The organism is Actinomadura pelletieri DSM 43383 (assembly GCF_003634705.1).
GTDB classification, from domain to species: domain Bacteria; phylum Actinomycetota; class Actinomycetes; order Streptosporangiales; family Streptosporangiaceae; genus Spirillospora; species Spirillospora pelletieri.
In genome coordinates, this window is sequence record NZ_RBWU01000002.1 from 1,096,405 (window position 1) to 1,117,322 (window position 20,918).

Consider the following 20,918-nt stretch of genomic DNA (forward strand, 5'->3'; position numbering starts at 1 on the left):
TGATGTCTGAGAGTAGTGATATTCCACGCAGAGTAAGGCGATGATCGTAATCTGTGATCTCCGACACATCGCCCGGCCGAATAACGTTCAGTCGCGGGCGTGTCGTTCGATTCCGAACGTCAGCTCCTTGTTGCGTTCCACCAGGTTCCATTCGCCCTCGCGAAGCGCGTGATTGCTGATCCAGAACACCATCACGCGATGGTCGGGGAAGCGGGCGAATTCGCCGAACGACCAGTCGTTGCCGCCATCATGTTCATTGATGACGCGGCCGTTGGCACGTACCACTCCCCAGCCGTAGCCATAATGCATTTCTATACCGTCCGCGGCGCCGACGAACACGTGCGGCGTGAACATCTCGCGCTTGGCCCGTCTGGACAGGACGCCGTTCCCCGCCAGGGCCCGGTGCCAGCGGAACATGTCGCGCGGGGTGGACAGCAGCCCACCGTTGCCGCGCAGGAACCAGTAGGGCCCGTCGGCGGCCCAGGGATGCTCGTACGGCCTGCCCTGCGGGACGCCGCGCTCGTCGTACTCGACGGCCACCTCGTCCCGCTTCCAACGCGGCAGCACGTACCCGGTCCGTGTCATCCCCGACGGCTTGAACAGGTGCTCGGCCAGGAAACGTTCGTAGCCGACGCCGGAGACCTTCTCGATGATCGCCGCCAGAACGCTGTATCCCAGGTTGGAGTAGTGGAACTCGGCACCCGGGGCGGACCGGAGCCCGGACCTCAGCGCGACCTCCAGCATCCGGTCGCGCGAGACCGGGTCGTAGTCGTCGCCGCCGGCGCCCTCGTCGTCGAGCCCCGCCGTGTGCGTCAGCAGGTGATGCAGCGTGATCCCGCGCTTGTCCGCGGGAACCCCGTCGAGATGGGCGCCGATCGGGTCGGACACCCGGAGCCGGCCCGTCATCTCCAGTTTCATGACCGCGGCGGCGGTGAACTGTTTGGTCATCGACATGATGTCGTAGACGGTGTCGCAACGCGCCGGAATCTTCTTCTCGCGGTCGGCGAGGCCGAATCCCCGGCAGTGCACGAGTCCGCCGTCGCGGGCGGCGACGACAGTGCCGCCGGGCCCTTCGGGCAGGGCGCCGTCCAGGAAAGTCCGAATGGACCGGTCGACGGGTTCCCGCGTTTGCGTCGCGAGCGGACGACCGTCGCCCTGAAGTGCGGCGTCGCGACCGTCGACGCGGAGGCCTTCACCGCATCCGCCGATCGCCACGACGCCGATGACGGCGACCGTCGCGATACCGATTTTCATACCTGGTGCGAAATGGTTGGCTCTCACCCGCCGAAACGCTACGGAGATCGGCGCCTGGAGTCGTCCCTCGACCGGGGGAAATACGCGTCCATCTCACCGGGGACACCGTGCCCCCCGCGCCGGTGAACCGGGTCCGGTCACCAAGGCGACCCCGGCTGATTTGTCGGGTGCCGTCCTTGTGGTCGGGACGAGCGCCGACCGATCATGACGGCCATGACGACGACCGCGCTCGACGCGCTGCTCGACTCCCTGGTCCGCAAGGCCCTCGCCGGTGAACGTCCGACCCGGGAGCAGTTGCTGGAGGTGTTGCGCGCGCCCGACGAGGACGTGCTCGACGTGGTGACGGCCGCGTCCAAGGTGCGGCGGCGCTTCTTCGGACGGCGCGTCAAACTGAACTACCTGGTCAACATGAAGAGCGGTCTGTGCCCGGAGGACTGCGGCTACTGCTCGCAGCGGCTGGGATCGACGTCGCAGATCCTCAAGTACTCGTGGATCTCCACGGCGGAGGCGACGGAGAACGCGACGCGCGCCGTCGCGGCGGGCGCCCGGCGGGTGTGCCTGGTGGCCAGCGGGCGCGGACCGTCCGACCGCGACATCGACCGGATCGGCGACACGGTCGCCGCCATCAAGGAGGCCGCGCCGCGGGTCGAGGTCTGTGTGTGCCTCGGACTGCTCAGGTCGGGCCAGGCCGAGCGGCTCAGCGAGATCGGCGCGGACGCCTACAACCACAACCTCAACACCAGCGAGCAGACCTACGGCGACATCTGCTCGACCCACACCTTCGACGACCGGGTCCAGACCGTGGAGCAGGCCAAGCGGGGCGGACTCTCCCCGTGCTCCGGCGCGATCTTCGGGATGGGGGAGAGCGACGACGACATCGTGGACGTCGCCTTCGCCCTGCGGAAGCTGGACCCCGACTCGGTGCCCGTCAACTTCCTGATCCCCTTCGAGGGCACGCCGATGGCGGGACGGTGGGAGCTGACCCCGCTGCGCTGCCTGCGCATCCTGGCGATGTTCAGGTTCCTGTTTCCCGACGGCGAGGTCCGGGTGGCCGGGGGGCGCGAGATCCATCTGCGCGGGCTCCAGCCGCTGGCCCTGCACCTGGCCAACGCCATCTTCCTCGGCGACTACCTCACCAGCGAGGGCCAGCCGGGCGAGCGCGACCTCGCGATGATCGCCGACGCGGGGTTCGTCGTCGAAGGCGCCGAGGAGACCGGCGAGACCGGGGAGGCCGGGGAGGCCGGGGACGCCGGGCGCGGCGACGACGGCGCGGGCCCCGCCGCGCGGCACGACCTCGTCGCGCTGCGCAGGCGGGGCCCGGGCTCCTCGCTGCCGGCCAACACCTGACGGGTGTTACGCCCTGACCTTCCGGCGCCGCCGCTGCTGCGTGAGCAGCAGCCGGGCCCGGGGGTCGACGAACGCGCGCAGGCTGCCGCCCGCCACGTTCAGCAGGAACACGAAGATCGCGATGGACAGGCCGGGGAACAGCACCATCGTCGGATGCTCCTGTAGGTACGTGCGCCCGTCCGCGACCATGTTCCCCCAGGTCGCGGTGGGCGGTGAGATGCCGAGCCCGAGGAAGCTCAGCGTCCCGTCGATCAGCATCGTGCCCGCCGACAGCAGGACGCACTGGACGACGGCGAGCGGCAGCGTGTTCGGCAGAACGTGCACCGCCAGCGTCTTCCAGGGCCCCATCCCGGACACCCGTGCCGCCTTCACGTACGTGCGGGTGGCCAGGCTCAACGTGCGGCTGCGGATGATGCGCGCCGTGTAGGGCGTGAAGATGATCGTCACGGCGAGCAGTTCGCTGAGCATGCCCGGTCCGATGACGACCGCGAACACGATCGCCAGGATGATGGACGGGAACGCCATCCACGCGTCCACGATCCGCATGATCACCGAGCCGAAGCGGACGAAGTAGCCCGCCACCAGCCCGATGAACGTGCCGAGACTCGCCGCGCACAGCGTGATCAGCAGGGTCATGCCGATCGACACCCGTCCCGCCGCCGCCCACCGGGCGAACAGGTCCCGACCGAACTTGTCGGTGCCCATGGGATGGTCCAGCGACGGTGACAGCAGCCGCCGCGCCGGGTCCGTGGCGTTCGGGTCGGTCAGCGCCAGCGGCAGTAGCAGCACCAGCACGGTGATCGACACGAGCAGGGTTCCGGCGACGACGAGCGTCTTGTTGTGCCGGGCGAAGGACGCGACCGGCGCGAGGGGACGCCGCCGTGGCGGCGCCCCGGCCTTCTTCACGAGGGTCGCCGTCACGCGACACGCACCTTCGGGTTGACCAGCGAATAGGTGAGGTCCACCAGCAGGTTGACCGCGACGAACAGGAACGCGATGAACATGACCACCCCCTGGATGAGCGGGAAGTCGCGGGCGTACACGGCGCCGAGCAGCGTCGTGCCGAGCCCGGGGATGACGAAGATGCTCTCGATGACGACCACCCCGCCGATCAGCGAGGCGAAGTTGAGCCCCACCGTGGTCAGCACCGGCAGCATCGCGTTGGGCAGCACGTGCAGGATGGCGATCCGCCGCTCGGTGACGCCCTTCGCCCGCGCGGTGCGCAGGTACGGCTGGCTCAGCTCACCGAGCACGCCCTCCTCCATCGTGATGGTGAAGAACGCCGTCTGGCCGATGACGAGCACCGCCACCGGGAGGACGAGTTGCGGGACGGCCGCGACCGGATCGGCGAAGAACGGCGTGTAACCGCTGGTCGGGAACCACCCGAGGTTCAGCGCGAACACGTACACGACCAGCAGGGCCAGCCAGAACTCCGGCAGGGCGAGGCCGAACTGGGTCGCCCGGTTCACGAACCGGGCGGCCCAGTTGTGCGGCGACACCGCGGCCCAGCTGACGATCAGCACGGTCAGCACGAAGCTGATCGCGGTGCTCGTCACGGCCAGCGTCAGTGTCGGCGCGATATGGTCCCCGATCACCTGGAGCACCGGTTGCTGGTAGTGGATCGATGTGCCGAAGTCACCGGTGACGACGTTGCCCAGCCAGTTCAGATACTGCTCGTACTTCGGTCCGGTGAGCCCGAGGTCCGCCCGCAGACGTTCGAGTTGTTCCGGCGAGGCCTTGGTGCCGAGCAGCACCTGGGCCGGGTCGCCGGGGATCGACCGCAGCAGGAAGAACAGGGTCGTGCCGACGACGAACAGCACCAGTACCAGGTCACGCAGTCGACGCAGGATGACGAGGACCATGGCCGCCTACTTCTTGATCCACACGTCGGCGAACTCCATGCCCCAGCCGTCGTAGCCACCGACGTTCGGCCGGTGCGCGACATAGTTCTTCGCCATGTAGAGGGTGATGGTCGGCAGGTTCTGGCTGGTGAAGCCCTGGATCGCGTCCACCGCCCGCTTGGCCTCCTCCGGTGTCGTGGCCCGGTCGTAGGCCTCCAGCAGCGGCGCGAGCTTGTCACGCGGGTAGCCGGAGTTGTCGAGGCCGTTGACGTTGTCGGTGTACGAGGGCACCGGCGGGTTGCCGTCGTCCATCAGGGCGAGGACGTCCCAGCTGTTCGGCTTGTTGTTCTTCCTGCCCATCAGCGTGGCGAAGTCGTAGCTCTCGATGCTCGACTTGATGCCGATCTTCTTCAGCTGGTTCTGGATCACGAGCAGCGCGTCCTTGAACTGCGGGAACTCATCGGTCGTGATCATGCGGATGGTCTGGTCGGGACGCAGCCCGGCGGCGGCGAACATCTGCTTGGCCTGCTCGGGGTTGTTCTGCTCCCACTTGGCCTTGCCCGCGTCGGAGTACAGGTTCTTGTTGGTCTGCGTGGCGAAGGCCCCGTTGCTGGGCTGGGTCAGTTCCGGCACGCCCTGCGCGGCCATGATCGCCTTCTTGTCGATGAGCAGGTTCATGGCGTCCCGGGCCTCCGCCTTGGAGAAGATCGACCCGGAGTTGTGGTTCAGCGCCACGTACTGGACGTTGGCCGCCGCCTCGACCTTGATCTTCAGTTGGGCGTCGTTCTTGATCTGGTCGTACTGGTCGTGCGAGGGCTCGGCGACGTCCCACAGCCCGGTCTTCAGACCGTTCAGCACGGCGTCCTCGTCCGCGACGATCTTGTAGGTGATCGTGTCCAGGAAGGCGCGCTTGGCACCCGCGTACCCGCTGGACGGGCCCTTCGGCGGCTTGTAGTTCGTGTTGCGTTCGAGGACGATCTGCTGCCCGCGCGTCCACGACTTGACCTTGTAGGGGCCGGTGCCGATGATCCGCTCGTTGGGGATGCCCGTCGGACCGGAGGCGGCGATGTCGGCGGCCTTGTGGATCTCCGAACCCGCGCTCGCGGCCATCAGCGCGATGAGGTTGAACGGCCGCTTGAGCGAGACCTCGACGGTCGCGTCGTCCTTCGCGGTGACGTCCTTGAGCACCGGCTTGAGCGATCCGGCGTAGCTGCCGTTCTCCACCCAGTACTTCAGCGAGGCCACCACGTCGGCGGCCTTCAGCGGCGTCCCGTCGGAGAACGTGACGCCCTGACGCAGGGTGAAGGTGAAGGCCAGCCCGTCGTCGCTCTTCTTGTACGACTCGGCCAGCACGGGTTGCGGCTGGTAGTTCTTGTCGATGGTCACGAGCTGTTCGAACACCTCGTGGCTGATGTAGCTGACGCCCGCGTTGGTGTTCTTGACCGCGTCCAGCGAACCGGGGTCCTGGGCGATGCGCACCGTGAGGTTGCCGCCCTTGACCGGCGGGCCGTCGGCACCGTCCTTCGTTCCCGTCGCCTGTGAGTTGCAGGCCGACGCCAGTCCGGCGGCGACCAGGACGGCCGCCGTGGCGGCCAGGATGCGGCGAGGAAGTTGGCGCTTCCGGTGCCGTCGTGAGGGGAGCTGTTGGTTGAGGGGGGTGTTACTGATCATGGGTGGGCTCCTCACCCCAAGTCCGGCCTCGTGGCGGTAAAAGGTAATCGCGGTCACGCCGCCGCAGTAGGCGCCAGCTTCCGTGATTCTGTCACTGATGAGAACTTTCGCCTGTCCAGTAAATCCTCGTCCGGTTCGCCCCTTGTCGGCACGGTAGCGGTTGGCGCAAACTTGCCCGTACTCAGAGTTTTCGCTGCTCATGGCGCGCGCCCGTCGGATGGTGCGCGGTGCCGGTCGGGCGGGAGGGATGGCACACATGTCGTTGCTTGAGATCGATGATTTCTGTGTCGGAGTGGACACGGGGGACGGCAGTGTGGAGCTGGTTCGCGAACTCTCGCTGAGTCTGGAACGAGGCGAGACCCTGTGCATCGTCGGCGAGTCCGGCAGCGGCAAGACGGTCACCGCGCTGTCGGTGATCCGGCTGTTGGAATTCGTCACGCCGACCCGGACGACCGGCGAGGTCCGGCTGGAGGACGTCGATCTCACCGCGCTGACCGCCGAGCAGATGCGCGCCATCCGGGGCCGGCGCATCGGCATGGTGTTCCAGGAGGCGATGGACTCCCTCAACCCGGCGCAGCGGATCGGCGCGCAGCTCGTCGAGGCGTACCGTCCGGCGGGCGGCCCGGTGGGCACCTCCGCCCGCGACCCGCGTCGGCGCGAACTGCGCGAGAAGGCCGAGGCCCGCGCCCTGGAGCTGCTCGGCGAGGTCGGGTTCCCCGACCCGGCGGGGATCATGAACCGCTATCCGCACCAGCTGTCGGGCGGGATGCAGCAGCGGGTGATGATCGCGATGGCCCTGATGTCCGGGCCCGACCTGCTGCTGGCCGACGAGCCCACCACCGCGCTGGACGCGACCACGCAGAAGGAGATCCTGCGGCTGTTCCGCGACGTACAGCGCGCGCACCAGATGGCCTGCGTGTTCATCACCCACGACATGGGCGTCGCGGCGGAGATCGCCGACCGGATCGCCGTTCTGTACGCGGGCCGGCTCGTCGAGATCGGTCCGGCCGCGCAGGTGCTCGGCGCGCCGCGACACCGCTACACCCGCGCGCTGGTGGAGTGCGTCCCGCAGGCACGGGTGCGCCGCACCGAGAACCTGCCGTCGATCTCCGGCTCGGTGCCGGGGCCCGCCGAGACGCTGCCCGGCTGCCGGTTCGCGCCGCGCTGTGCGCACTCCGTGGACCGGTGTGTCAGCACCGAACCCGTGCTGAGCCCGCTGGACGAGCCGGGCGGCGGCGAGGTCGCCTGCTGGAACCCCGGCGACGGCCCGGTGATCGCGCTGGACGCTCCCGCCACCGACGCTCCCACCACCGACGCCCCCGTCACGGAAGCCCCGGCCACGGACGCCCCGGCCACGGAGACCGCCGAGCCGGTCCTGGTGGTCGAGGACGTGCGCAAGACGTTCACCACCCGCGGTGGTCGTGGAGGTCTGCTCGGGCTGCGCCGCCGTGAGGAGGTGGCCGCGGTCGACGGGGTGAGCCTGGAGATCCGTCCGGGAGAGTTCTTCGGCCTGGTCGGCGAGTCGGGCAGCGGCAAGACGACGCTGGGCCAGCTCGTCACCGCCCTGGACGACCCGACCAGCGGTCGGATCACCGTCGCCGGATGGCGGCACGATCCGAAGGGCGTGGACGGTGGCACCCGGGACTTCCGCCGCACCGTGCAACTGATCTTCCAGGACCCGGGGAACTCCCTCGACCCCCGGCACACCGTGGAACGGATCATCGGCGAGCCGCTGCGCGAGCTGACCGGCCTGCGCGGGGAGCCGCTGCGCCGCCGGGTGGCCGAACTGCTGGAGGAGGTGGGACTGCCCGCGTCGATCAAGGACCGGATTCCCGCCCAGATCTCCGGCGGCCAGTGCCAGCGGGTCGCGATCGCCCGCGCCATCGCGCCCGAGCCGCGCCTCATCGTGGCGGACGAGCCGACCTCCGCGCTGGACGTGTCCGTCCAAGGGCAGGTCATCAATCTGCTCTTGGAGCTGCGCCGCGAACGCGACCTCGCCTACCTGTTCATCTCCCACAACCTGAGCCTCGTCCTGTCGGTCGCGGACCGGGTCGGGGTGATGAAGGACGGCCGCCTCATCGAGGTCGGCACCGCGGAGGAGATCGCCTCCCGTCCCCGGCACGAGTACACCAGGCGGCTGCTGGCCGCGAGTCCGGACCTGGCGCCACGACAGGACCGAGCCACACCGGACGCCGCACGGTCCTGAACACGGAGGTGACGGAGGATGCGTGAGCGAAGGCCCCTGCCGACGCACAAGTTCGACGACCCGTTGATCGCGTCCGGGCCGCCCGGTTTCGCGATCGCCTCGTTCGGCGACCTGGCGCCGTGGTCGTACGCGTCGTTCCCGCACCGGCACGAGTTCTACGAGCTCGTGTGCGTGACACGCGGATCCGGCACCCATGTCATCGACTTCGTGCCCTACGAGGTGGCGCCGGTGACGCTGTACTTCGTCGCCCCCGGCCAGGTGCAGTTCTGGGAACGGCGCTCCCCGCTCGAAGGGTTCATCATCGTCTTCCTGGAGGAGTTCCTGGCCGCCCAGTACGGCGACCGGGTGTCTCCGCGCCGGTTCCTCGCGCTCGACCCGCTGGAGGTCGGGCACGCGCTCCGGCTCGAACCCGACCAGGTCGAACCGATCATGGGGTTGTTCGCCTCGATGGACCGCGAGTACCGGCGCGCCGCGGGCGCCGACGTCTCGGTGCTCCAGGCGTACCTGCACATCCTGCTGGTCGAGATGCGCCGGGCGCACAAGGAGGCGGGGGTCGGCACCGTCGAGGACCGCCGCACCGCGCTGGCCCGCAGGTTCCTGCGCCTGGTCAGCGACGAGATCATGCAGGAGCAGACCGTCGGCGGGTACGCCGCGCGCATCGGCATCACCCCGAAGTACCTCGCGGACGTGGTGAAGCGCTCGACCGGCAGGACCCCCGCCGAGATCATCCGGGCGGCGCTGACCGTCGAGGCCAAACGGCTGCTCGCGCACACCGATCTGAGCATCGCGCAGATCTCCAAGCGGCTGTCGTTCGACAACCCGTCCTACTTCGGCCGGTTCTTCAAGCGCGAGGTCGGCACGAGCCCGGGGCAGTTCCGGCGCCAGGCGGCGGCCACCGCGGGCGGGGCGGTCCTGGCGTCCGCGCCGTCCATGGCGGCCATGCCTCCGATGTCACCGATGTCGGTCAACGGCGCAGGTGTGACCTCGGTTCCGTGACACACTCACCGACCCCAGTAGCTGTCAGGGCCACGACGCCCGCGCTTAGCGTGACCACATGGAATCGACAGTTCCGGCCGTCGAGGCCCGGTTCGCCGAGCGCCGCGCGGCACGGCTCCGCACACTGATCACCGACGACCTGGTCACCGCGTGGGTGCGTGACCCCGACACCGGCAACCGCGAACCGATGTCCTGGATCCTGCGGTTCCTCGACCGGCGCCCGCCGGGTGAACGGACCACCGTGTACGAGGCGGTCCCCGGCGCCGAATATCTGCTGGTCCACCCGCCGGCGCGGCGCGGTGGGCCGTTCCGGATCGCCGACCGGCGCCGCTTCACCGACCTGGACGCGGCGCGCGAGGCGCGGCTGCGCCGCGAACTGCACGAGGTGTTCGGCTGGGGCGAGGCCCCCACGGACACCGTCGACGGCCCCGACCTGGTGTCGACGGAGCCGGTTCTTCTCGGCTACCCCGACCGGGTCAGCGTCGCCCCCGGCGAGGACATCACGTTCATGGTCAGCGCGGAGGGCGTCGAGGAGTACACCACCGAGCTGGTCAGGCTCCGGCACGTCGACGACGACCCCGAAGGTCCCGGCGTCCGCGTCGACGTCGTGCCCGGGGCGTGGCGCGGACGGCACCGGGGACGCGCGCAGGTCATCCGGCCCGGCGCGCACATCGTCGTGACGGACCCCGGCGGCGTCACCGGGGGCGCCGCCGGCTTCACCATCGCCGCCGCCGTCCACCCCACGATCGTCACCGGCGCGCGGCAGGCGATCGTGGCCCGCTGGGGCGACGGCCCGCGCGGCCACGCCCTCGGCCTGGACGGGGAGGGACGCCTCACGCTGTGGCTCGGCGACGGCACCGCCGAGGAGGCGGCCCGTCTCGACGAGCCGCTCGACCCGCACCTGTGGTGGGGCGTCGGCGCGAGCTACGACCCGGCGACCCGGCAGGCGACACTCGTCGCCCGACCGCTCGTCACCAGCGTCAACAGCCGGGTGAGCCCGATCGTCGTGGACGACCGGCCGCGGGTCGCGCGGCACCGGTTCGACCTGGAGATGGCCCCGGCGACGGGCGGCGAGCTGCTGTTCGGCACCCTCACCCCCGAGGAGGGCCATTTCAACGGCAAGATCGAAAGTCCCGGTCTGTGGCCGTATCCGCTCACCCGGGAGGCGCTGCTCATCGCGGTGGACGAGCACGAGGCGCCGCTGCGCTGGTGGTTCGGCCCGCCGGAGGGCAGCGGCAACGCCGCGTCCCTCACCGTGCCGTGCCTTGGGCACCCCGGCCTGGACGGGCGTCTCGTCAACCTGCCGGTGCGCGGGGTGACCGGACGCCACTTCACCGGACGGGCCGAACACTACGCCGTCGACCCGCGCGGCTACGGCGCCGTCCACTTCCACGACGACGCCGTCACCGACGTGGACTGGGCGCCGTCCCACGAGCTGACCGTGCCCGATGACCTGCGCAGCGGCGTGTACGCGCTGAAGATCACGGCCGCCGACGGCTCCTGCGAACGCTCCGTTCCGTTCTTCGTCCGGCCACCCCGTGGGCAGGCCACCGGAGACCTGGCGTTGCTGATGCCCACCGCCACCTACCTGGCCTACTCGAACGAACGCGGCCTCGGCTATGTGCCGCTCGTCCCGCCGGGCACGGCGTTCCTCGAACACCGCTACGACCTCGGCCTCTCCATGTACGCGAGCCACACCGACGGCAGCGGCGTCTGCTACGCGTCCTGGCGGCGGCCGATCCTCACGCTGGCGCCGGGCTTCGACATCCACCTGTCGCCGTTCACCCTGGCCAACGACCTGTACGTGCTCGACTGGCTCACCGAGCAGGGCTACTCCTTCGACGTCATCACCGACCACGACCTGCACGCCGAGGGGGTCGAGCTGCTGCGCCGCTACCGGGGCGTGCTCACCGGCGCGCACCCGGAGTACGCGTCCGAGCAGATGCTGGACGCGCTCGAACAGTACGCGGACGGCGGCGGCAACATCGGCTACCTCGGCGGCAACGGCTACTACTGGATCGTGTCGTTCCACCCGGAACTGCCGCACGTGATGGAGTTGCGGCGCGGCGAGGGCGGCACCCGGAGCTGGCAGGCCCGCCCCGGTGAGTACCACCACGCCACCACCGGCGAACGCGGCGGGCTGTGGGTCAACCGCAACCGCGCCCCGCAGAAGCTGTTCGGGGTCGGCTTCAGCGCCCAGGGCGGCGTGCCGTCCGGGCACTACCGGCTCGGCCCGGACCTCGACGACGACACGGCCAAGCGGCTGGTCGACGGGGTCCCCGACGTGTTCGGCGACGCCGGTCTGGACGGCGGCGGCGCGGCCGGCGGCGAGATCGACCGGTACGAGCCGTCCCTCGGCAGCCCACCGAACGCGCTGGTGATCGCCACCTCCGAAGGGATCGGCGACGGCTACCAGTTCGCCGTCGAGGAACTCGGCGGCACCAATCCCGGGCAGGGCGCCACCGAACACCCCGGCGTGCGGTCGGACATCGTGTACTTCCGCACCCGCGGCGGCGGCTCGGTCTTCTCCGCCGGATCGATCGCCTACATCGGCGGGCTGTCCGCGAACGGCTACGACAACGGCGTCTCCCGACTCACCCGAAACGTCATCGAGCATTGGTTGGCCGCCCATGACTGAAATCCACAGCATCACCGTCGACCGGATGGTCCCGGTCCCGATGCGCGACGGCACCGTCCTGCGTGCCGACGTGTACCGGCCCGCCGGGCAGCGCTGCCCCGCGCTGATCTTCCGCACCCCCTACGACCGCACCGGCCTCGGCATGTACGGCACGTTCGCCATGCGGGCCGCGTCCGCCGGATACGCCGTCGTCTTCCAGGACACGCGCGGACGCGGCGCCTCCGGGGGCAAGTTCACCCCGTTCTTCCACGAACGCGAGGACGGGTACGACACCATCGACTGGGTCGCCGGCCAATCGTGGTGCGACGGCGGCGTCGGAATGTTCGGCGGCTCGTACGACGGTGTCACTCAGTGGCAGGCCGCCATGTCGGGGCATCCGGCACTGAAGGCCATCGCGCCGAACGTGACCGCCGCCGACTACCACCACGGCTGGGTGTACCGAGGCGGCGCGTTCCAACTCGGCTTCAGCCTGGGCTGGACGCTGTCACTCGCGGCGCACAACGCGGCCCGCGACCCGAACTTCGCGTCGATCCGCGGCGGCATCACCGACGCCCTCGACGACCTGCCCGGAAGCGCGCTGCGGCTGCCCCTCGACGACCACCCCTATCTCGAACGCGTCGCGTCCTACTACCGGGACTGGCTGGACCACCCCGCGTACGACGAGTACTGGGAACGAATCGACGTGTCCCGCGCCTTCCCCGACATGGACGTGGCCGCGTTCAACATGGGCGGCTGGTACGACACGTTCCTCGTCGGGACGCTCGCCAACTTCACCGGCCTGCGCGAACAGGGCCGGGACCCGGTCCGGTCACGGCAGCGGCTGCTGGTCGGGCCGTGGCCGCACGAAGGACTGTTCTCCGGCAACCCGGTCGGCGAATGGAACTTCGGCGGGCGCTCGACCGGCCCCGCCATCGACGCCGACGGCCTGCAACTGCGCTGGTTCGACACGTGGCTGCGGGACGCCGACACCGGTATGGCCGACGAACCGCCCGTCCTGCTGTACACCATGGGCGCGGCCGAATGGCGCGTCGCCGACTCCTGGCCGCTGCCCGGCACCGAGTTCCAGGACTGGTACCTGCACAGCCGCGGCCGAGCCAACACCCTCGACGGCGACGGCGTGCTGCGCCGCGACAAGCCGGACGGTCAGCAGCCCGACACCTTCCTCTACAACCCGCTCAACCCGGTGCCGACGCTCGGCGGCGCCCTGTGCTGCAACTCCGTCCACTCCCGCGCCGGGGTCTTCGACCAGCGGCCGATCGAGGCCCGCGAGGACGTGCTCGTCTACACCTCGGAGCCGCTGACCGAGCCGCTGGAGGTCACCGGGCCGGTCAGCGTCGTCCTGCACGCGAGCACGTCCGCACCCGACACCGACTGGACCGCCAAACTCGTCGATGTCGAACCGTGCGGGTACGCGCGCAACCTCACCGACGGCATCATCCGGGCCTCCTACCGCGACTCCACCCGGGAGCCGCGTCCGGTCACGCCGGGCGACGTCGTGGAGTACCGGATCGATCTCGGCGCGACCAGCAACGTCTTCCTGCCGGGGCACCGCATCCGGCTGGAGGTGTCGAGCAGCAACTTCCCGCACTTCGACCGCAACCCCAACACCGGTGAACCGGCCGGCCGTTCGGACCGCGTGGTGAGCGCGTTGCAGACCGTCCACCACGACGGCCCGTACCTGTCGCGCGTGGAGCTTCCGGTCGTCCCGGAAGGCGCGGCGACCCCGTACAAGAGGGAGTCCTGACCATGCGCACCAGGCCGTTCGGCAAGACCGGCATGGACATCACCGTCATCGGGTTCGGCAGTTGGGCCGTCGGGGGACCGGGGCTCATGGGCTGGGGCGCGCAGTCCGACGACGAGTCCGTCGCCGCGATCCACCACGCCGTCGCCCTCGGCGTGAACTGGGTCGACACCGCCGCCGTCTACGGCTTCGGCCACTCCGAGAAGGTCGTGGGGCGGGCACTCGCGGAGCTGCCCGCCGCCGACCGTCCGCTGGTCTTCACCAAGTGCGGACTCGTCTGGGACGAGAACGGCGTGGAGAGCAACGACCTGCGGCCCGAGTCGATCAAGCAGCAGTGCGACGACTCGCTACGACGACTCGGCCTCGACCACATCGACCTGTACCAGATCCACGACCCCGACCCGGACGTCCCGATCGAGGACTCCTGGGGCGCGATGCTGGAACTCGTCGAAGCCGGAAAGGTCCGCGCCGCGGGCGTCTCCAACTTCGACGTCGCGCTTCTGGACCGCTGCGCGGTCCTCGGTCCCGTCGAGTCCCTGCAACCGCCGCTGTCGCTGCTGCGCCGGGAGGCCGCCGCGGACGTCATCCCCTGGTGCGCGGATCACGGCGCCGGGGTCATCGTCTACAGCCCGCTGGCGTCCGGGTTGCTGTCCGGGTCGTTCACGCGGGAACGCGCCGAGCGGTTGCCGGACGGCGACTGGCGGTCCCGCGCCGCCGCCTTCAGGCAACCCGCGCTCGACCGCAACCTCGCCCTCCAGGACGCCCTGCGCCCGGTGGCGGCCCGGCACGGCGTGTCCGTCGACGCGGTCGCGATCGCCTGGACGCTGGCCTGGCCCGGTGTCACCGCCGCGATCGTCGGCGCCCGCACGCCCGCCCAGGCGGACGGCTGGCCCGAGGCCGCGGCGCTGCGCCTCACCGGCGAGGACCTGGCCGAGCTGGCGGCGGCGGTCGAGACCACGGGCGCGGGCGGCGGCCCTGTCACACCCGGCGCTCGAAACGAGTGACAGGGCGCCGGGACGAGTGACAGGGCCGCTGTCACCAGTGCCTTACCGCAAAAGCGCACTCCCAGAAGACTTGTCAGTAACGGTCGGGTAGGCGAGGCGCCACCCGTTCGGTCCGTAGATCGAGGAGAGGCATGGGCAAGTACGACCACCTGTTCATCACGGAGATGCTCGAGTGCGGCGACGACCTCGTGAACGAGGGCGCCGCCGCGGGCGGAGAGCGCCCGGCGAACATCGGCCTCCCGTTCGGCCTGATGCGCGGCGCCGACGTCGAGGCCAGCCAGGTCCACATGGCCTACAGCTGGATCAACCCCACGTCCAGCAAGATCCACTGGGTGAACGACCATCAGCACACCTACGACGAGGTGCTGATGTGGATGGGCAACGACCCTGACGACGTCCACGATCTGGGCGCCGAGTTGTACCTCGACATCGAGGGCGAGCGGCACACCGTCACCACCACCGGCGCGGTGTACATCCCCGCCGGGATCAGGCACTGTCCGCTCGGGTTCAACTACGTCAACAGGCCCTTCACGTTCATCTCGCTGTCGCTGAGCCCGACGTACTCGTCGGACGAGAACATGCCTCGTCCGGCGCACACGTAGCCCGGCGGCACCCAACGGCCTCCCGGCCGTCGCCCCGAATTTTCGCGGGGAGGGCGGCGGCCGGGACTCCACCGGCCAGGCGCCGCGTCTCGCCTCGCTGACCGTTGCTCAGCGGGATCGGACGAGGCATCGGCGAGCCGAGACGGCGAGCAGGAGACACAGCGTCACGGTCACCACGGTCGCCGCGGCCACGGCGGGAGCGAGGAGCGGCTCCCAGGAGACCCGGGCCGTGGTGGCGGCGATCAATGTCATGGCCGCCGTGTAGCAGCCGAGCGCGGCCAGCACGAACACCCCCAGCAGCCGGCGACCACGTGACGGCCGCCGGAACGGGCGCGGGTGACGGTCGACGATCAGCCGGACGTACCACACCACGCCGATCGCGACGAGGTTGACGGCGTCGGCGCCGTGACCGAGCGCCCTGATCACGTCCGCCCACGCGGGTTCGATCGCGGGCCAGTGCGTCGTCCAGTGCGCGAGCCGCCACACGACGAGCAGCAGCGGAAGACCGGCCGAGGCGTGCAACGCGGTCCTGCGCCCCTGGACGACGTCGAGTTCCTCCTGGAACTCCGCGGAGACGACGTCCAGGCCACCGAAGTCGGCGACGGCCAGGCGCTCCGCCTCCCCGGCGGGACGGCCGCCGAGCCGGTACGCCTCGGCGGCGTCCGCGAGACCGTCGCCGGCCTCCCGCAGCAGTTCGTCCTTGACGCGGCCCGGCCCGGTGAGCCGGTCGCGCAATTCCAGGAGATAACCGTCGATCGACGGAGCGTCGTCCCCGGCGACCGCGCGGCGCGGCTCAGGTCGGCCGGGTTCGGAGTTCATTGCCGAGAATGCCCTCCATGGCGCCCGCGAGGGAACGCCACGACTCGCGTTCCTTCGCCAGCGCCCTGCGGCCTTCGGACGTGAGCGTGTAGGTGCGGCGGTCGCGTCCCGCCACGTTGCTCCACGCGCTCCGGACATGGCCGACGCGCTCCAGCCGCCGCAACGCCGGATAGATCGTGCCCGCGGGGAGGTCCACCACTCCGCCGCTACGCCGGTGCAGCGCCTCCATGATCGCGTAGCCGTGCCGGGGTTCGTGTTCGATCACGGCCAGGATCATGGCGTCGAGATGTCCGCGCACCGCATGCGGCTTCACGCGAGCGAGTCTACCGGCGCCTCCTCGGGGACCGGCTTCCTCGTGCCCTCGACGTGCAGGTCCGGAAGCCGGCGCAGGGCTCGGGGCAGCCACCACGCGCGGGAGCCGAGGGCGCCCAGCACGGCCGGTGCCACGGTCAGCACCAGAACCGCCTGGACCAGGATGGCGACGGCCAGCCCGAGGCCGAACTGCTTCATGATGCGGTCGGGCGACAGTGTGAAGCCGCCGAAGACGGCGGCCATGATGAGCGCGGCGGCGAGGATCACCCGGCCGGACGCGCGCAGCCCCTCGGTGACGGCGTCGCGGGCGTCCCGCGCCGTCCCGGCCGCCTCCTTGATCCGGGAGAGCAGGAACATCTGGTAGTCCATGCTCAGGCCGAACAGGAGCGCCATCAGCGTCATCGGCGTGTAGCTCTCCAGCGGCCCGGTGCGTCCGAGGCCGAACAGGCTCATGGCCCATCCCCACTGGAACACCGCGACCAGCACCCCGTACGCGGCGCCGAGCGACAGCACGGTGAGCGCGACCGCGAGCACGGGCACGACGACCGATCGGAACACCAGGATCAGCAGGACGAACGACAGGCCGAGGACGGCGGCCACGAAGACCGCGAGCCGGGAGGCCATCCGGTCGGCGAGGTCCTCGAAGGTGGCGGTCACCCCGCCGACATGGAGCCGTGCCCCGGTGCTCGCGGCCGCCCAGGGCAGGATCTCCTCGCGCACCTCCCGCACGAGGGCGGCGGTCTCGGGGTCCTGGGCGGCGGTGTCCGGCTTCACCGTGAACATCACGGCCCGGCCGTCCGCGCTCGTCACGGGCCGGCTCACGGCGTCGACGCCGGGGGTGGCCGCCAGGCGCCGCACGACGGGGTCGAGGGCGCGCGGGTCCGTCCCGTCGAGTTCGGCGGCGACCGTGAGGGGCGCGGTGGAGCCGAGGCCGAACGCCGCCTGTTTGAGGTCGTGCGCCCGCCGGGTGGTGTCGGACGTCGGCAGGTTGCCCGCGTCGTTGCTGCCGAGCCGCATGGCCAGGGCGGGCAGGGCCACCGCGCCGGTGACGACGACGCCGAGCACGACGAGCACGGCCGCGCGGCGCTGGACGAACCCGTTCCAGCGCACCCAGCCCGCGCCGGAACCGTCGCGGCGGTCGGCCCACCGCCGCAGCCGCCGCTCCCCGAACAGGCCGAGCAGGGCGGGAACGAGCGTGACCGCGACGATCATGGTGATCAGTACGCCCAGCGCGCAGCCGAGGGCCAGCCCGTGCACGAAGCCGACGCCCATGAAGAGCATGCCCATCAGCGAGATGATCACCGTGACGCCCGCGAACAGCACGGCGCGGCCCGCGGTGGCGGTGGCCTCGCCCGCGGCCTCCTCGGGAACGCGGCCCGCCCGCAGGGCGGTCCGGTAGCGGGTGACGAGGAACAGCGCGTAGTCCACCCCCACCCCGAGGACGATCATGATGGCCACCGACATCGTGAAGTCGGGCACCTCCATGACCTTGGTCAGCAGCATGACCAGCCCGAGGGAGCCGAACAGGCCGACCAGGGCGGTGAGGAGCGGCATGCCGACGATCAGCAGGGAGCCGAAGGCCACCAGCAGGATGACGACGGCGGCGGTGAGGCCCACGGTCTCGCTCAGCGAGGTGTCCGGTACGGGGGCGAACATCGTGCCGGACAGTTCGACCTGGAGCCCGTTACCGTTCTGCTCGGCCGCGCGGGCCCTGAGTTCGTCGCGCACCTCGTCCGGTACCTCGGTGCGCGCGGTGGAGAACCAGATCTGGGCCCGTCCGGTGCGTCCGTCGACGCTGGTCGTTCCACCTCCGGCCTCGTCGAACGGGCTGACGACGCCGGTCACCGTGGGGTCGGCGGCGCCGAAGTCGCGGACGATCCGCTCCACCCGCGACCGCACGGTGGGGTCGGCGAGCCCGGATGGGGCATGGAAGACGATCTCTCCCATGCCCGTGGACCGGTCGGGGAAGTGCTCGGCGAGCACCTCGTAGGCGCGCTGGGAGTCGGCGTCCCGGAGCGCGAACTCGGAGTCGAAGTCGGGTTTGACCATGCCTCCGACGCTCACCAGCGTGAACGCGAGCAGGATCCAGGAGACGACCACGGTCTTGCGTCGTCGGTGACACCAGCGCCCGAGCCGTTCGAGCATCGTCCGCACACCTCCACCACAGTCTGGTACTACGGGCTGTAGTACTACTACAGGTAAAGGGTGTATGTATAGGAGACGCATATATAGCGTGTCTACACATCGCGGAACGAGTGCATGGAAACCTTGCTCGGACGACTCGAACGATCAGCCGGTCTGCATCAGGGACGGAGCCTCCCGCTCCGCCCAGTCATGTGGTTGCAGGAACCGCGCGACATCGCTCTCCGGACTGCCCGGCGGCGGCTTGATCTCGAAGCCCCAGCGCGCCAGCGGCGGCATCGACATCAGCACCGCCTCGATGTTCGCCTTGGTCTGGAGGCCGAACAGCGTGCCGCGGTCGTAGACGAGGTTGAACTCCGCGTACCGGCCCCGCCGGGCCAGTTGCCACGCCCGTTCGCGCTCGCCGTACGTCATGACCGAACGGCGCCGGACGATCGGAAGGTAGGCGTCGAGGATGGTCCGCAGCCCGTCCTCGACGAAGGGAAGGTACCTGAGCGGCCCGTCCGGCGCCCCGTCGGTGATCCGATCGAAGAAGATGCCGCCGATGCCGCGCATCTCCGCCCGGTGCTTGATGTAGAAATACTCGTCGCACGCGGCCTTCCATTCCGGATACCGGGCGATCTCGTGCCGCCCGCACCACTTCTTGAGCGAACGGTGGAAGTGGACGGCGTCCTCCTCGAACCCGTACATCGGAGTGAGATCCATTCCGCCGCCGAACCACCATTCCTCGCCGTCGATCTCGAAATAGCGGAAGTTGGCGTGGAACGACGGCGCGTACGGGTTCAGCGGATGCAGGACCATCGAGATCCCGGTCGCCCGGAACGGCTTGTCGGCCAGCCGGGGCCGCGACCGGCTGACCGCGGACGGCACGTTCGAGCCCGCGACCAGGGACACGTTCACACCGGCGCGTTCGAACACGCGCCCCTGCTCCAAAATCCTGGCCCGCCCGCCGCCCAGGTTCGGGCGCGTCCATTCCGAGGTCAGGAAGCGTCCCATGCCGTCCTGTTCCTCGAAGGCGGCGACCAGACGGTCCTGGTGCTCGCGCAGCGCCTTCGCGATCGTCTCCGCGTGCGCGGGTCCCGCGTGACTCATCGCTCCTCGTCCTCTCCGTCCTTCCCTTCCGCGTCCGCTTCCTCGTGCGTGGCGGTGTCGGTGTCGCGGGGGAACTCGTGAACGAGATCCACGAGGCGGGCGACGTTGTCGGGTGGCGTGCCCGGCAGGACGCCGTGACCGAGGTTGAAGATGTGGGCGCCGCCGAGCCCGTCGCGCAGGACCTGGCGTCCGGCGGCGAGGACGGTCTCCCGGTCGGTGAGCATCACGGTCGGGTCGAGGTTGCCCTGCAACGCCTTGCCCGGAAGCGCGGCGCGGCTCACGTCCAGGGGCTGCCGCCAGTCGACGCTGATGACCTCGGCGGGCAGCCGCGCGATCTGCGGGTACAGGTGCGAGGCGCCGACGGCCAGGTAGATGCGGGGAACGCCGGTGTCGGCGAGTTCGTCGAGGACGCGCCGCGCGTACGGCATCCCGAACGTCGCGTAGACCCGGCGGTCGTGGATGCCCGCCCAGCTGTCGAAGAGCTGCACCGCCCCGGCCCCGGCGGCGATCTGTTCCCGCAGGTACGCGGCCGTGACGGCGGCGAGCTTGTCCAGCAGCCCGTGCGCGGCGAGCGGCTCCCGGCGCAGCCACGACCGGAACTCGGCGTAGTCGGCGGAACCGGCGCCCTGCACCGCGTACCCGGCGACGGTCAACGGGGCTCCCGCGAACCCGATCACCGGGACCGGAATCCGCTCGCGGACCAGCCGGATCGCCTCCCCGACGAAGGGCGCCAGCTCGGCGCCCGGCGGAACGGCCAGCCGCGCGACGTCCTCGGCCGTACGGACCGGCGTCCGGATCACCGGCCCCGGCGCGAAGTCGACCGGCACGCCCATCGGCGGCAGCGGCGTCATGATGTCGCTGAAGATGATCGCGGCGTCCAGCGGGAACCGCCGCAGCGGCTGGACGGTCACCTCCGCGGCGATCTCGGGGGTGCGGCACATCTCCCAGAACGAGTGGCGCTCCTTCAACGCCCGGTACTCCGGCAGGTAGCGCCCGGCCTGCCGCATGAGCCAGATCGGCGCCCGCGGCGTGGACGCGCCGCGGGCCGCGTCCAGAAAGACGCTCGTCGCCTGTTCGGTGGTGGTCACCCGGCCCTCCAGGAATTCCGTTGGATCGTCGCGACGCTAACAAGCGCGCCGATGCGGAATCCATACGGCGCATCGCATTACCGCACTTAGTCCCCTTTAGTACGGGGACCGCGGGCGACTACGGCGGTTACCTGGACGGCGCCGAAAACGCCGACCTACGTTCGG

16 protein-coding genes are annotated in these 20,918 nt (G+C 70.3%); 7 read left to right on the forward strand and 9 right to left on the reverse strand.

Annotated features, from left to right (window positions below; genetic code table 11):
- Window positions 1–87: 87 nt before the first annotated feature.
- Window positions 88–1,254 (reverse strand): serine hydrolase domain-containing protein, encoded by a 1,167-nt coding sequence (locus BZB76_RS11615; RefSeq protein ID WP_121434265.1) that lies wholly within the window; start codon window positions 1,252–1,254, stop codon window positions 88–90.
- 213 nt (window positions 1,255–1,467) lie between these two features.
- On the opposite strand from BZB76_RS11615, the gene bioB reads away from it, so the two are divergent.
- The gene (gene bioB / locus BZB76_RS11620) at window positions 1,468–2,601 is read left to right on the forward strand and encodes a biotin synthase BioB (protein ID WP_211342947.1); all 1,134 of its coding nucleotides are present in this window, start codon (window positions 1,468–1,470) and stop codon (window positions 2,599–2,601) included.
- A gap of 6 nt (window positions 2,602–2,607) precedes the next feature.
- Here the strand turns inward: bioB and BZB76_RS11625 are convergent, their stop codons facing one another.
- From BZB76_RS11625 to BZB76_RS11635, 3 genes are read right to left on the reverse strand one after another with little or no spacing between them, the layout of a single operon-like run.
- Window positions 2,608–3,522: an ABC transporter permease gene (locus tag BZB76_RS11625; RefSeq protein ID WP_211342948.1), complete on the reverse strand. Its 915-nt coding sequence runs from the start codon at window positions 3,520–3,522 to the stop codon at window positions 2,608–2,610.
- Window positions 3,519–4,463 carry an ABC transporter permease gene (locus BZB76_RS11630; protein WP_121434267.1) on the reverse strand — a complete coding sequence of 315 codons (945 nt, stop codon included), beginning with the start codon at window positions 4,461–4,463 and terminating at the stop codon, window positions 3,519–3,521. Before BZB76_RS11630 ends, BZB76_RS11625 begins: the two co-directional genes overlap by 4 nt.
- 6 nt (window positions 4,464–4,469) lie before the next feature.
- On the reverse strand, window positions 4,470–6,113 hold the full coding sequence (locus BZB76_RS11635; RefSeq protein ID WP_121434268.1) for an ABC transporter substrate-binding protein: 1,644 nt from the start codon (window positions 6,111–6,113) through the stop codon (window positions 4,470–4,472).
- Window positions 6,114–6,369: 256 nt separating this feature from the next.
- Here BZB76_RS11635 and BZB76_RS11640 point away from each other — a divergent pair, with 256 nt between their 5' ends.
- The 6 genes from BZB76_RS11640 (at window position 6,370) to BZB76_RS11665 (ending at window position 15,300) form a co-directional block, all read left to right on the forward strand.
- A complete protein-coding gene (locus tag BZB76_RS11640) occupies window positions 6,370–8,319 on the forward strand; it encodes an ABC transporter ATP-binding protein (RefSeq protein WP_121434269.1) in 1,950 nt (649 codons plus the stop codon).
- 18 nt (window positions 8,320–8,337) lie between these two features.
- The gene (locus tag BZB76_RS11645) at window positions 8,338–9,315 is read left to right on the forward strand and encodes a helix-turn-helix domain-containing protein (protein ID WP_121434270.1); all 978 of its coding nucleotides are present in this window, start codon (window positions 8,338–8,340) and stop codon (window positions 9,313–9,315) included.
- Between the two features lie 58 nt (window positions 9,316–9,373).
- Window positions 9,374–11,953, forward strand: coding sequence for a N,N-dimethylformamidase beta subunit family domain-containing protein (locus BZB76_RS11650; RefSeq protein ID WP_121434271.1), 2,580 nt, complete (start codon window positions 9,374–9,376; stop codon window positions 11,951–11,953).
- Window positions 11,946–13,697: a CocE/NonD family hydrolase gene (locus BZB76_RS11655; RefSeq protein WP_121434272.1), complete on the forward strand. Its 1,752-nt coding sequence runs from the start codon at window positions 11,946–11,948 to the stop codon at window positions 13,695–13,697. The genes BZB76_RS11650 and BZB76_RS11655 overlap by 8 nt, the downstream gene beginning before the upstream one ends.
- 2 nt (window positions 13,698–13,699) lie before the next feature.
- Window positions 13,700–14,698: an aldo/keto reductase gene (locus BZB76_RS11660; RefSeq protein WP_246006884.1), complete on the forward strand. Its 999-nt coding sequence runs from the start codon at window positions 13,700–13,702 to the stop codon at window positions 14,696–14,698.
- Window positions 14,699–14,829: 131 nt separating this feature from the next.
- A complete protein-coding gene (locus tag BZB76_RS11665; protein ID WP_121434273.1) occupies window positions 14,830–15,300 on the forward strand; it encodes a cupin domain-containing protein in 471 nt (156 codons plus the stop codon).
- Window positions 15,301–15,408: 108 nt separating this feature from the next.
- Here the strand turns inward: BZB76_RS11665 and BZB76_RS11670 are convergent, their stop codons facing one another.
- From BZB76_RS11670 to hemE, 5 genes are all read right to left on the reverse strand, one after another.
- Window positions 15,409–16,119, reverse strand: a complete 711-nt coding sequence (locus BZB76_RS11670) for a permease prefix domain 1-containing protein (protein ID WP_121434274.1) — start codon at window positions 16,117–16,119, stop codon at window positions 15,409–15,411.
- A complete protein-coding gene (locus BZB76_RS11675; RefSeq protein ID WP_121434275.1) occupies window positions 16,094–16,432 on the reverse strand; it encodes a PadR family transcriptional regulator in 339 nt (112 codons plus the stop codon). Before BZB76_RS11675 ends, BZB76_RS11670 begins: the two co-directional genes overlap by 26 nt.
- Complete coding sequence (locus tag BZB76_RS11680) at window positions 16,429–18,576, reverse strand: MMPL family transporter (RefSeq protein WP_246006923.1); 2,148 nt, start codon at window positions 18,574–18,576, stop codon at window positions 16,429–16,431. Before BZB76_RS11680 ends, BZB76_RS11675 begins: the two co-directional genes overlap by 4 nt.
- Window positions 18,577–18,720: 144 nt before the next feature.
- Entirely contained in the window at window positions 18,721–19,665 is a 945-nt protein-coding gene (hemF, locus tag BZB76_RS11685; RefSeq protein WP_121434277.1) for an oxygen-dependent coproporphyrinogen oxidase, read from the reverse strand.
- Complete coding sequence (hemE, locus tag BZB76_RS11690; protein WP_211342949.1) at window positions 19,662–20,753, reverse strand: uroporphyrinogen decarboxylase; 1,092 nt, start codon at window positions 20,751–20,753, stop codon at window positions 19,662–19,664. The genes hemF and hemE overlap by 4 nt, the downstream gene beginning before the upstream one ends.
- Window positions 20,754–20,918 lie beyond the last annotated feature (165 nt).

Bases quoted from the DNA above. Each gene is read 5' to 3' on its own strand.
- BZB76_RS11655 (WP_121434272.1), top strand. From the start codon at position 11,946: ATGACTGAAATCCACAGCATCACCGTCGACCGGATGGTCCCGGTCCCG.
- BZB76_RS11635 (WP_121434268.1), bottom strand. From the start codon at position 6,113: ATGATCAGTAACACCCCCCTCAACCAACAGCTCCCCTCACGACGGCAC.
- BZB76_RS11650 (WP_121434271.1), top strand. From the start codon at position 9,374: ATGGAATCGACAGTTCCGGCCGTCGAGGCCCGGTTCGCCGAGCGCCGC.
- BZB76_RS11615 (WP_121434265.1), bottom strand. From the start codon at position 1,254: ATGAAAATCGGTATCGCGACGGTCGCCGTCATCGGCGTCGTGGCGATC.
- BZB76_RS11670 (WP_121434274.1), bottom strand. From the start codon at position 16,119: ATGAACTCCGAACCCGGCCGACCTGAGCCGCGCCGCGCGGTCGCCGGG.
- hemF (WP_121434277.1), bottom strand. From the start codon at position 19,665: ATGAGTCACGCGGGACCCGCGCACGCGGAGACGATCGCGAAGGCGCTG.
- BZB76_RS11665 (WP_121434273.1), top strand. From the start codon at position 14,830: ATGGGCAAGTACGACCACCTGTTCATCACGGAGATGCTCGAGTGCGGC.
- BZB76_RS11680 (WP_246006923.1), bottom strand. From the start codon at position 18,576: ATGCTCGAACGGCTCGGGCGCTGGTGTCACCGACGACGCAAGACCGTG.
- BZB76_RS11645 (WP_121434270.1), top strand. From the start codon at position 8,338: ATGCGTGAGCGAAGGCCCCTGCCGACGCACAAGTTCGACGACCCGTTG.
- BZB76_RS11630 (WP_121434267.1), bottom strand. From the start codon at position 4,463: ATGGTCCTCGTCATCCTGCGTCGACTGCGTGACCTGGTACTGGTGCTG.
- BZB76_RS11660 (WP_246006884.1), top strand. From the start codon at position 13,700: ATGCGCACCAGGCCGTTCGGCAAGACCGGCATGGACATCACCGTCATC.
- bioB (WP_211342947.1), top strand. From the start codon at position 1,468: ATGACGACGACCGCGCTCGACGCGCTGCTCGACTCCCTGGTCCGCAAG.
- BZB76_RS11640 (WP_121434269.1), top strand. From the start codon at position 6,370: ATGTCGTTGCTTGAGATCGATGATTTCTGTGTCGGAGTGGACACGGGG.